The sequence below is a fragment of the Pseudomonas sp. FG6 genome (assembly GCF_057809015.1).
Map to the genome: position 1 here is coordinate 15,054 of NZ_JBMDJD010000049.1, position 11,987 is coordinate 27,040.

10 protein-coding genes and 1 tRNA gene are annotated in these 11,987 nt (G+C 63.6%); all 11 read left to right on the forward strand.

The genetic code is table 11. The features are described 5' to 3' along the window. Window positions 1–39 precede the first annotated feature (39 nt). The 11 genes from ACODSJ_RS22760 to ACODSJ_RS22810 all read left to right on the forward strand — a co-directional run bounded on the left by ACODSJ_RS22760 (window position 40) and on the right by ACODSJ_RS22810 (window position 11,987). A complete protein-coding gene (locus tag ACODSJ_RS22760) occupies window positions 40–2,652 on the forward strand; it encodes a FimV/HubP family polar landmark protein (RefSeq protein WP_489103887.1) in 2,613 nt (870 codons plus the stop codon). 206 nt (window positions 2,653–2,858) lie between these two features. After that, on the forward strand, window positions 2,859–3,683 hold the full coding sequence (truA, locus tag ACODSJ_RS22765) for a tRNA pseudouridine(38-40) synthase TruA (RefSeq protein ID WP_489103896.1): 825 nt from the start codon (window positions 2,859–2,861) through the stop codon (window positions 3,681–3,683). A gap of 63 nt (window positions 3,684–3,746) precedes the next feature. After that, complete coding sequence (locus tag ACODSJ_RS22770; RefSeq protein ID WP_489103888.1) at window positions 3,747–4,379, forward strand: phosphoribosylanthranilate isomerase; 633 nt, start codon at window positions 3,747–3,749, stop codon at window positions 4,377–4,379. 255 nt (window positions 4,380–4,634) lie between these two features. After that, window positions 4,635–5,555, forward strand: coding sequence for an acetyl-CoA carboxylase, carboxyltransferase subunit beta (gene accD, locus ACODSJ_RS22775; RefSeq protein ID WP_489103889.1), 921 nt, complete (start codon window positions 4,635–4,637; stop codon window positions 5,553–5,555). Next, complete coding sequence (folC, locus tag ACODSJ_RS22780; protein WP_489103890.1) at window positions 5,552–6,859, forward strand: bifunctional tetrahydrofolate synthase/dihydrofolate synthase; 1,308 nt, start codon at window positions 5,552–5,554, stop codon at window positions 6,857–6,859. Before accD ends, folC begins: the two co-directional genes overlap by 4 nt. Continuing rightward, complete coding sequence (locus tag ACODSJ_RS22785; protein WP_489103891.1) at window positions 6,843–7,511, forward strand: SPOR domain-containing protein; 669 nt, start codon at window positions 6,843–6,845, stop codon at window positions 7,509–7,511. Before folC ends, ACODSJ_RS22785 begins: the two co-directional genes overlap by 17 nt. 89 nt (window positions 7,512–7,600) lie before the next feature. Further along, window positions 7,601–8,161, forward strand: a complete 561-nt coding sequence (locus tag ACODSJ_RS22790; RefSeq protein ID WP_489103892.1) for a CvpA family protein — start codon at window positions 7,601–7,603, stop codon at window positions 8,159–8,161. A gap of 41 nt (window positions 8,162–8,202) precedes the next feature. After that, entirely contained in the window at window positions 8,203–9,708 is a 1,506-nt protein-coding gene (purF, locus tag ACODSJ_RS22795; protein ID WP_489103893.1) for an amidophosphoribosyltransferase, read from the forward strand. 57 nt (window positions 9,709–9,765) lie between these two features. Beyond that, complete coding sequence (locus tag ACODSJ_RS22800) at window positions 9,766–10,977, forward strand: O-succinylhomoserine sulfhydrylase (RefSeq protein WP_489103894.1); 1,212 nt, start codon at window positions 9,766–9,768, stop codon at window positions 10,975–10,977. Further along, the gene (locus tag ACODSJ_RS22805; RefSeq protein WP_489103895.1) at window positions 10,974–11,747 is read left to right on the forward strand and encodes an SDR family oxidoreductase; all 774 of its coding nucleotides are present in this window, start codon (window positions 10,974–10,976) and stop codon (window positions 11,745–11,747) included. The genes ACODSJ_RS22800 and ACODSJ_RS22805 overlap by 4 nt, the downstream gene beginning before the upstream one ends. 168 nt (window positions 11,748–11,915) lie before the next feature. Next, a tRNA-Val gene (locus tag ACODSJ_RS22810) sits at window positions 11,916–11,987 on the forward strand.

Below are 11,987 nucleotides of genomic sequence, written 5' to 3' on the forward strand. Positions count from 1 at the left end.
TCTCGCTGGCCGAGGAATGTTCAAACAAAGGAAGAGGCTATGGTTCAAGTTCGCAAACTGGTGTTAGCAATAGCGGCCGCCTCGGCGCTGTCCTCCGGTATGGCGCAAGCGCTCGGGCTCGGGGAGCTGACCCTGAAATCGACGCCGAACCAGCCCCTGGTCGCCGAGATCGAGTTGCTCGATGTCCAGCAATTGACTGCCGCCGAAGTGGTGCCGAGCCTGGCCTCGCCCAATGACTTCGCCAAGGCCGGTGTCGATCGCCAGGCCTTTCTCAATGACCTGGCCTTCACGCCAGTGATCAATGCCAATGGCAGGAGCGTCCTGCGGATCACCTCCAGCCAGCCGCTGTCCGAACCGATGGTCAAGTTCCTGGTGCAGGTGATATGGCCGAACGGCCGTCTGCTGCGCGACTACAGCGTGTTGCTCGATCCGTCCAAATTCTCGCCCCAGGCCGCCGATGCGGTCCGGGCGAAGCCGTCGCAGGTCGTGTCCACGCCGGTCACGGGCGCGACCAAGTCGTCGCAGTACACCACCACGCCGCGCGATACCCTGTGGGAAATCGCTGCCAGGGTGCGCAACGGCGGGTCGGTCCAGCAAACCATGCTGGCGATCCAGGCGCTGAACCCGAAAGCCTTCATCAATGGCAACATCAACTTGCTCAAGACCGGCCAGGTCCTGCGCCTGCCGGATCCTGTGCAAAGCAGTGCCCTGCCACAGCCCCAGGCCATCGCCGAAGTGGCTGCACAGAACGCCGCCTGGCGTTCGGGGCGTCGGAGTGCGGCGCCTGCGGGCCAGCAACAGCTCGATGCAACCAAGCGCGGTCGCGGTGAAGGTGCGCCAGCCCAGGTGGCCGGTCGCGACAACCTGAGCCTGGTGTCGGCCGAGCCGTCGAAGGCCGGTGGCAAAGGCAAGGGCAAGGCTGGCGACGCCCAGGCGCTGAGCAACAAGCTGGCCGTGACCCAGGAAAGCCTCGATTCGGCCCGGCGCGACAATGAAGAACTGAAAAGCCGCATGGCGGACCTGCAAAGCCAGTTGGACAAGCTGCAGCGCCTGATCGAGCTGAAGAACAATCAACTGGCCAAGATGCAGGCCGAAGGTGTCGCCGTTCCTCCCGCCGGCGAGTCCGCCCCGGCGATGTCGGCCGAACTGACTCCGGCGCCACAAGCCCCGGCAGCCGTACCGGCGCCCGCGCCTCAAGCGACACCTGAGGTCGCGCCGCCTGCTGCTCCGGCGGAGCCTGCACCGGTCGCTTCCGACGAGCAGAAATACAACGACCTGCTGACCAACCCGATCCTGCTGGGTCTGGTTGGCGGTGGGGCGGTGGTCCTGCTGTTGCTCCTGCTGTTGCTCGCGCGTCGCCGCAAGGCCCAGCAGGAAGCCGAAAAACACCTGCGCATGGCGCGAGCCCTCGAGGAGGAGGCTGACTTCTCCCCGGAGCTCGACCTGCCCCCGAGCAGTTTCGAGGGCATTGAGGTTCCAGCGCCAAGCGTCAAACTTGAGCCGAAACCGGCTCCAGCACCTGCGCCAGCACCCGCACCCAAGCCAGCACCTGCGGTCGCACCGGTGGTCGTTACAGCGCCGATCGCCGCGCCGTTGGTGGCTCCGGCCGCCGAGCGTTCGGATGATGTGCTGCCCCAGGCTCAGTCCCACATCGACCGTGGCCGCTTGAACCAGGCCGCCGATCTGCTTGAGCAGGGCATCAAGGCCGAGCCTCAGCGCAGCGACCTGCGCCTGAAGCTGATGGAAGTCTACGGCCAGCAGGGCGACCGTGATGCGTTTGTCGCCCAGGAGCGCCAGTTGGTGGCCAACGGCGACAACCACGCCCAGGTCGAGCAGCTCAAGAGTCGTTTCCCGTCCATGGTCGTCGCCGCCGGTGCGGGGCTGGCCGCCGCGGCGGTGGCTGCGGAGCTGGATGCCCAATACGTCAAGGAACTGTTGGAAGACCCGTCGCCAAGCGATGCAGAGTTGGACAGCGCCTTCGACCTGAGCCTGGATGACCTGGAGGCAGCGCCTGTGGCGCCGGCGCCAGAGCCCGTCGTCGAGCTGGACGCGTTCCCGGAAGACGACGACCTGAGTTTCGAGTCGGTGCTCAAGCAGCAGACCGACATCAACGAAAGCCTCGACGATCTGTCGGATTTCGACCTGGACCTGGACTTGGGCGCCGATGCTCCGGCACCCGCACCGACGCCTGCGTTGGAGGATGAAGACTTCCTGCTGGACTTGGGTGATGACCTCAAGGGGCTGGATGTGCCTGAGAGTGAGGCGCCGGTCTTGGCCGACTCCCTGGCGGACGATCTCGAACTGCCGGCGGATTTCGATCTGTCCCTGGCCGATGAGATGGACGTCCCAGAGGCGCCGAAGGATGCCTTCGAGTCCGAGCTGGACGATGTCAACGCGGAGCTGGATAAGCTGTCCACCGGCTTGGGCCAACCTTCCTTCACCGCCGACGATGCCCTGGCAAGCGCCGAAGAAGAGCCGGACTTCGACTTCCTTGGCGGAACCGACGAAGTCGCCACCAAGCTCGACCTGGCCCAGGCCTACATCGACATGGGCGACAACGATGGTGCGCGGGACATCCTCGGCGAAGTCCTCAGCGAAGGTGACGCTACCCAGAAGAGCGAAGCGCAGGAAATGCTGGCGCGCCTGGCGTGAGGTGATAGGTGTAACGAGAACGGCAGCCGATGAGGCTGCCGTTTTTGTTTGCGGGTAATTCACGTTGTCCTCGCCACAAGGGTCGGCCCCTTGAACCCGCTTCACCGGTTGCACTGGCATCCCGCACCGCCCGCCTTATAATGCCCGCCTTCGCGTACTGAGCAGGCTGTAATTCCTTGGCAAACATAGACAACCCGGAAGCCGAAATGGCCGCCGAGGGCTTTTTTCGGATCGCCTTGGGCGTTGAATACAAGGGCTCGCGCTATCGCGGCTGGCAGCGTCAGGCCTCCGGCGTGGCAACGGTGCAACAAACCCTTGAAGCCGCCTTGTCCAAAGTCGCCGACTCGCCCGTGTCGCTGCATTGCGCCGGTCGCACGGACGCCGGCGTGCACGCCTGTGGCCAGGTGGTGCATTTCGATACCCAGGTCGAGCGCTCGATGAAGGCGTGGGTGATGGGCGCCAACATCAACCTGCCTCACGACATCAGCGTCAGTTGGGCCAAGGTCATGCCTGCGCATTTCCATGCCCGTTTCAAGGCCATCGCCCGGCGCTATCGCTACGTGATCTACAACGATCAGATTCGCCCGGCGCACCTGAACGAAGAAATTACCTGGAACCACCGCCCGCTGGACGTCGAGCGCATGGCCGAGGCCGCGCAGTACCTGATCGGGGTCCATGACTTCAGCGCCTTCCGTGCCGGCCAATGCCAGGCCAAGTCACCGATCAAGGAGCTGCATCACCTGCGCGTGACCCGTCGCGGCAAGATGATCGTGCTCGATATCCGCGCCAGTGCGTTCCTGCATCACATGGTGCGCAATATCGCGGGCGTGCTGATGACGATCGGCGCCGGCGAGCGGCCAGTGGAATGGGTCAAGGAGGTGCTGGACAGCCGCGTTCGCCGTTCTGGCGGGGTCACCGCGCATCCGTTTGGCCTGTACCTGGTGCAAGTCGAATATCGCAACGAGTTCGAACTGCCCGAACGATACATCGGGCCACATTTCCTCACGGGCTTCTCGGAACTCGACGGCTGACGCCTTGCGCGGCATTTGCTACCATCCGGGACTTTCACGGATTTGCCTGAGGTTTTACTCACCATGTCAGCCGTTCGCAGCAAGATTTGCGGGATCACCCGCGTCGAGGACGCGTTGGCGGCGGTCGAGGCCGGGGCCGACGCCATCGGGCTGGTGTTTTACGCCAAGAGCCCGCGGGCGGTGACGGTGCAGCAGGCGAGGGCGATCATCCAGGCCTTGCCGCCGTTCGTGACCCCTGTGGGCCTGTTCGTCAACGCCAGTCGTTGCGAGTTGGGCGAGATACTCGACGCGGTGCCGTTGGCGCTGTTGCAGTTTCACGGCGACGAGACCCCGGCCGATTGCGAAGGCTGGCATCGCCCCTACATCAAGGCGTTGCGGGTCAAGGCCGGTGATGACATCGCGGCCAGTTGCCAGGCGTTCGCCAGTGCCAGTGGCATCTTGCTGGACACGTACGTCGAGGGCGTTCCCGGCGGTACCGGGGAAGCGTTCGACTGGTCGCTGGTGCCCCAGGGCCTGAACAAACCGATCATCCTGGCGGGCGGCTTGACCGCGCAAAACGTGGCCGAGGCCATTCGTCAGGTGCGTCCTTACGCGGTGGACGTGAGCGGTGGGGTGGAGCAAGGCAAGGGCATCAAGGATCCGGCGAAGATTCGCGCGTTCATGGCGGCTGTTCACAGCTGTCAGTCGTCAATGTGACGGCTGGCAGACTGCCGCCGTCCATACCAGCACTGTACGACGCAGGCAGGCACCGCCCCCGGGCGGGCCAATAGAGAAGGGCAGCCGCAGTGCAGCGGTTGCCGGGATGGTTGGGGACGATAGGGTTGCACGCAGGTCATGTTTCGCGCTGACCGTGGTGGCTCTCGAACCTCGCCGCACAATGAATTTAGCTCAAGGGCATACGCGGGGCCGCGAACCAGAGCGTTCGGGCCGCCGGTACTGGAGAAAGAAAGCATGAGCAACTGGTTGGTAGACAAACTGATCCCTTCGATCATGCGTTCCGAGGTGAAGAAAAGCTCGGTGCCCGAAGGTCTTTGGCATAAATGTCCATCCTGCGAAGCGGTGCTGTACCGTCCTGAGCTGGAAAAGACCCTGGACGTGTGCCCCAAGTGCAATCACCACATGCGCATCGGCGCGCGTGCCCGTATCGACATCTTCCTGGATGCCGAAGGCCGTGTTGAGCTGGGTGCCGACCTGGAGCCGGTGGACCGCCTGAAGTTCCGCGACGGCAAGAAGTACAAGGACCGCCTGACTGCGGCCCAGAAGCAGACCGGTGAAAAAGACGCCCTGGTGTCCATGAGCGGTACTCTGCTGGGCATGCCGGTGGTGGTTTCGGCCTTTGAATTCTCCTTCATGGGCGGCTCCATGGGGGCCATCGTCGGCGAGCGCTTCGTTCGTGCTGCCAACTACGCCCTGGAAAAACGTTGCCCGATGATCTGCTTCGCCGCTTCCGGCGGTGCGCGCATGCAGGAAGCGCTGATTTCCCTGATGCAAATGGCCAAGACCTCTGCGGTGCTGGCGCGTCTGCGTGAGGAAGGCATTCCGTTCATTTCGGTCCTGACCGATCCGGTCTATGGTGGCGTTTCCGCCAGCCTGGCCATGCTGGGCGACGTGATCGTCGGCGAGCCCAAGGCCCTGATCGGCTTCGCCGGTCCGCGCGTGATCGAGCAGACCGTGCGTGAAAAACTGCCGGAAGGCTTCCAGCGCAGTGAGTTCCTGCTGGAGCACGGCGCCATCGACATGATCGTTCATCGCCAGGAGCTGCGTCCGCGCCTGGGCAACCTGTTGGCGCAACTGATGGGCTTGCCGACGCCGAAGTTCGTCGCGGCTCCGATCGAGCCGATCGTGGTTCCGCCGGCGCCTGCTGGCCTATGACCCAACGTACCCTGGGCGACTGGCTTGCCTACCTCGAGCAGTTGCACCCATCGGCCATTGATATGGGGCTGGAGCGCTCGCAAGCGGTAGCGACCAGCATGGGGCTGGCGAGGCCGGCGCCCCGGGTCATCACCGTCACAGGCACCAACGGCAAGGGTTCGACCTGCGCCTTCCTGGCCTCGCTGTTGCGGGCCCAGGGCCTGAATGTCGGGGTCTACAGTTCGCCGCACCTGCTGCGCTACAACGAGCGTGTGCAGGTCAATGGCGTCGAAGCCACCGACGCCGAGCTGTGCGAAGCCTTTGCCGCGGTGGAAGCCGGGCGGGGCGAGACGTCCCTCACTTATTTCGAGATGGGTACCCTGGCGGCGTTCTGGCTGTTTGCCCGGGCCGGTCTCGATGCAGTGGTGCTGGAGGTCGGCCTGGGCGGGCGGCTGGACGCGGTCAACCTGGTGGACGCGGACATCGCGCTGGTCACCAGCATTGGCGTGGATCATGCCGATTACCTGGGTGACACCCGCGAGTCCGTGGCTTTCGAAAAGGCCGGCATCTTTCGCCAGGGTGCGCCTGCGCTGTGTGGCGATCTCAATCCGCCTCAGCCGTTGCTGGACAAGGTTCGCGAACTGGGTTGCCCGTTCTTCTTGCGTGGGCGGGATTTCGACCTGGCGATGACCGAACAGCATTGGCAATGGCGCGGCAGCGATGCCAAGGGCCAGCCCGTGGAGCTGCACGATCTGCCGCTGCTGGACCTGCCGATGGAAAACGCTGCGCTGGCGCTCCAGGCCTATCTGTTGCTGGGGTTGCGCTGGGACGCCGGTCAGATCGTCAAGGCGTTGCAGGCGACTCGGGTTGTCGGGCGTCTGGATCGCCGTCAGTTCGATTGGCAGGGCAAGCGCCTGAACCTTTTGCTGGATGTGGGTCACAACCCTCATGCAGCGCTGTACCTGGCCGAGCGCTTGGCGCGCCGTCCGGTGGCCGGGCGACGCCTGGCGGTGTTCGGTCTGCTGTCCGACAAGGATCTGGATGGCGTAGTCGATGCGTTGGGTGCTAGTGTCCAGCATTGGGCAGTCACGCCGTTGGATTCGCCGCGTTCGCGTCCGGCGGCGCAGCTGCAGGAAGCGTTGCAGCGCCACGGTGCTGCGGTGCAGGCCTATGCGAGCGTGGCGGCGGCGTTGGAGGGGCAGTGTGCCCTGGCGACGGCCGATGACGAGATTCTGCTGTTCGGATCATTTTTTTGTGTAGCCGAGGCCCTTCAATGGTTGGCCCGGCGCCCCACGGAGGAGGCGGCAGATGGCATTGCTGGATAAGGCGTACAAGCAGCGCATGGTAGGGGCACTGGTATTGGTGGCCCTGGCGGTGATTTTCCTGCCGATGCTGTTTTCTCGTCAGGACGAGCAGCGCCAGGTGATCGTCGATGCCCCGGCTGCACCGCAGGCGCCATCGATGGCGCCCGTGCAGGTCGAGCCTGTGGCTGTGCCTGAACCGCAGGTCTTGCCCCAAGAGCCTGTTCCGACCGACGAGGAGTTGGCCGGGCAACCTGCTGCGCCTTCCCAGCCGATTGCACCTGCCCGCGCCCCAGCGGCTCCTGTCGCGGCGCCGTCGAGCAAGCCGGCTGTCGCGCCAGCACCTGCGCCGGCAGCCAAGCCTGCGCCTTCCCAGCCGATTACCGCTGCACCCGCCAAGCCGGACACCACGCAAAGTCGCGTGGATGCCAACGGCCTGTCGGTCAGCTGGTCGGTGCAACTGGCCAGCCTGACCAGTCGCGAAAGCGCCGAAGCCCTGCAAAAGAACCTGCGCAGCCAAGGCTATAACGCCTACATCCGTTCCGCCGAAGGCAAGAACCGGGTGTTCGTCGGCCCGCTGATCGAGCGCGCCGAAGCCGACCGCCTGCGCGACCTGCTCGGCCGCCAGCAGAACCTCAAGGGGTTCGTGGTGCGCTTCCAGCCAGAGCGCGGTTAACGGCGATTTACTTGATTTGAATCACGCAGCTTACCGACAGCCCTGCGCTCTGCTAAAATGCGCCGCCTTATCCGTCTGTAGGCTGCACCGTGCCATTTACCTGGGTTGACTGGGCGATCGTTGCGATCGTCGCCATCTCCGCATTGATCAGTCTGAGTCGCGGCTTCGTCAAAGAGGCGCTCTCGCTGCTGACCTGGATCATCGCGGGAGTGGTAGCCTGGATGTTCGGTGGCTCGCTGTCCCAGTACCTCGGCGGATACATCGAAACACCATCGGCTCGCGTGATTGCGGGCTGTGCCATCTTGTTTATCGCCACCTTGCTGGTTGGCGCAATGATCAATTATCTGATCGGCGAACTGATTCGCGTCACCGGGCTTTCCGGGACGGACCGGTTCCTGGGCATGGCCTTCGGCGCGGCGCGTGGCGCGTTGCTGGTGGTCGTGGCCGTCGGGCTGCTGAGCCTGGGGCCGGTACAGCAGGACAAGTGGTGGCAGGAGTCCCGGCTCGTGCCACAATTTCTATTGGTCGCAGACTGGTCCAAGAACCTGATCCTGGGTTGGAGCAGTCAGTGGCTTGCCAGCGGTATCAGCGTACCCGCTGAAATACCGTTCAAGGAACAACTCTTGCCGATGGCCAAAACGCCGCAGTGAGTGTTGTTCAGTTCAGATCCATTAAGTAGGGGTTGCGTCGCATGTGTGGCATCGTCGGTATCGTCGGTAAGTCGAACGTCAATCAGGCGCTGTATGACGCGCTAACCGTGCTCCAGCACCGCGGCCAGGACGCTGCCGGTATCGTGACCAGCCACGACGGCCGGTTATTCCTGCGCAAGGACAACGGTCTGGTGCGTGACGTGTTCCATCAGCGTCACATGCAGCGCCTGGTCGGTCACATGGGCATTGGCCATGTGCGCTATCCGACCGCGGGCAGCTCGACTTCGGCCGAGGCCCAGCCGTTCTACGTCAACTCGCCGTACGGCATCACCCTGGCGCACAACGGCAACCTGACCAACGTCGAGCAGTTGGCCAAGGAAATCTACGAATCGGACCTGCGCCACGTCAACACCAACTCCGACTCGGAAGTGTTGCTCAACGTGTTTGCCCATGAGCTGGCCCAACGCGGCAAGCTGCAGCCTACCGAAGAAGACGTGTTCGCCGCCGTGACCGACGTGCACAACCGTTGCGTCGGTGGCTACTCGGTGGTGGCGATGATCACCGGCTACGGCATCGTCGGTTTCCGCGACCCCCATGGCATCCGCCCGATCGTGTTTGGCCAGCGCCACACCGACGAAGGCGTCGAGTACATGATTGCCTCCGAAAGCGTGTCCCTGGATGTGCTGGGTTTCACCCTGATCCGCGACCTGGCGCCGGGCGAAGCGGTGTACATCACCGAAGACGGCCAGTTGTTCACCCGTCAGTGTGCAACCAATCCGTCCCTGACCCCTTGCATCTTCGAGCACGTCTACCTGGCGCGCCCGGACTCGATCATCGACGGCGTCTCGGTCTACAAGGCGCGCCTGCGCATGGGCGAGAAGCTCGCCGACAAGATCCTGCGCGAGCGTCCGGACCACGACATCGACGTGGTCATCCCGATCCCGGACACCAGCCGTACCTCGGCCCTGGAGCTGGCGAACCACTTGGGCGTCAAGTTCCGCGAAGGCTTTGTGAAGAACCGCTACATCGGCCGTACCTTCATCATGCCGGGCCAGGCTGCACGGAAGAAATCCGTACGCCAGAAACTCAATGCCATCGAACTGGAATTCCGCGGCAAGAACGTGATGCTGGTGGACGACTCCATCGTGCGCGGCACTACCTGCAAGCAGATCATCCAGATGGCCCGCGAAGCTGGCGCCAAGAACGTCTACTTCTGCTCGGCGGCCCCCGCCGTGCGCTACCCGAACGTCTACGGCATCGACATGCCGAGTGCCCATGAGCTGATCGCTCATAACCGCACGACCCAGGAAGTGGCCGATCTGATCGGCGCCGACTGGTTGATCTACCAGGACCTGCCGGACCTGATCGAAGCGGTCGGTGGCGGCAAGATCAAGATCGAGCATTTCGACTGCGCGGTATTCGACGGCAAGTACGTCACCGGCGACGTCGACGAGGCCTACCTGAACAGGATCGAAAACGCACGTAACGATGCGTCCAAGGCCAAGACTCAGGCGGTCAGCGCGATCATCGATCTCTACAACAACTGATTGACGAACCGGCCCTTAGGGGCCGGTTTTCGTTTAAACGATTTCAGGAGTGGCAGCATGAGTCAGGATTGGGATGCCGGTCGGCTGGACAGCGACCTCGAAGGTGTAGCGTTCGATACCCTGGCGGTTCGCGCCGGCCAGCACCGCACGCCGGAAGCCGAACATGGCGATCCGATGTTTTTCACCTCCAGCTACGTGTTCCGCACCGCAGCCGATGCGGCGGCACGCTTTGCTGGCGAAGTACCGGGCAACGTCTATTCGCGCTACACCAACCCGACCGTGCGGGCTTTCGAGGAGCGCATTGCTGCCCTGGAAGGCGCCGAGCAAGCCGTGGCCACCGCCACTGGCATGGCGGCGATCATGGCAGTGGTGATGAGCCTGTGCAGCGCCGGCGACCACGTGCTGGTGTCGCGCAGCGTCTTCGGCTCGACCATCAGCCTGTTCGAGAAGTACTTCAAGCGTTTCGGTGTGCAGGTCGATTACGTGCCCCTGGCGGACCTGTCCGGTTGGGACGCGGCGATCAAGGCCAATACCAAGCTGCTCTTTGTCGAGTCTCCCTCCAACCCGCTCGCCGAGCTGGTGGACATCGCCGCTTTGGCAGAGATCGCTCACGCCAAGGGCGCGATGCTGGTGGTCGATAACTGTTTCTGCACCCCGGCTCTGCAACAACCGCTGAAGCTGGGTGCCGACGTGGTGGTGCATTCGGCAACCAAGTTCATCGACGGCCAGGGCCGTTGCATGGGCGGCGTGGTGGCCGGTCGTGGCGAGCAGATGAAAGAAGTCGTGGGGTTCCTGCGCACCGCCGGGCCGACCCTCAGCCCGTTCAACGCCTGGGTCTTCCTCAAGGGGTTGGAAACCCTGGGCCTGCGCATGAAAGCCCATTGTGCCAACGCCCAGGCGCTGGCCGAATGGCTGGAACAGCAGGATGGCATCGAGAAGGTCCATTACGCCGGCCTCAAGAGCCATCCGCAACACGACCTGGCGGTGCGCCAGCAGCGTGGTTTCGGGGCGGTGGTGAGCTTCGAGGTCAAGGGTGGCAAGGAAGGCGCCTGGCGCTTTATCGACGCGACCCGCCTGGTGTCCATCACGGCCAACCTGGGTGACAGCAAGACCACCATCACCCACCCGAGCACCACCTCCCATGGCCGTCTGTCGCCTCAAGAGCGTGAAGCGGCGGGTATTCGCGACAGCCTGATTCGCGTCGCGGTCGGCCTGGAAGATGTCGCCGACCTGCAAGCCGACCTGGCCCGTGGGTTGGCTGCCTTGTGATCGAACTGGCAGCGCCGCCGAGCGGCACTCATGGCCGGGTTGCACTGGTTACGGGGGCCGCACGGGGCATCGGTTTGGGCATTGCTGCCTGGCTGATCTGCGAAGGCTGGCAAGTGGTGCTGACCGACCTGGACCGCGAGCGCGGTTCCAAGGTCGCAAAGACCCTGGGCGATAACGCCTGGTTCATCGCCATGGACGTGGCGGACGAGGCACAGGTTGCCACGGGTATCGCCCAGGTGCTGGGGCAGTTCGGTCGACTTGACGCGCTGGTATGTAACGCGGCCATCGCCGACCCGCACAATATCACCCTGGAAAGCCTGGACCTAGCTCACTGGAATCGGGTCCTGGCGGTGAACCTGGGTGGGCCGATGTTGTTGGCCAAGCACTGTGCGCCATACCTGCGCGCCCACAATGGCGCCATCGTCAACCTGGCTTCGACCCGGGCTGCGCAATCGGAACCGGACACCGAAGCCTATGCGGCGAGCAAAGGGGGTCTATTGGCCCTGACCCATGCCTTGGCGATCAGTCTTGGGCCGGAGATCCGGGTCAATGCGGTCAGTCCCGGCTGGATCGACGCACGGGACCTGTCCCAGCGCCGCGCCGAGCCGCTGAGCGACGCCGATCACGCCCAGCATCCAGCGGGCAGGGTGGGCACCGTAGAGGACGTGGCGGCGATGGTGGCGTGGTTGCTGTCGCGCAACGCGGGTTTCGTCACGGGCCAGGAGTTCGTGGTGGACGGCGGCATGACCAAGAAAATGATTTATGAATGACAGCGGCTTCGAGCGGCGAGCTACAAGTTGCAAGCAGGTCAATGCGGATTGAGTGCTTTTGACTTGTGGCTTGAAGCTTGCCGCTTGAAACTGTTTTGAAAAAACTTCAATCCTGCTATTGACTTAGCTTCAGCACCTGCGTAAATTTCGCGGCCTCAGCGAAGCAAAGGGTGATTAGCTCAGCCGGGAGAGCGTCTGCCTTACAAGCAGAATGTCGGCGGTTCGATCCCGTCATCACCC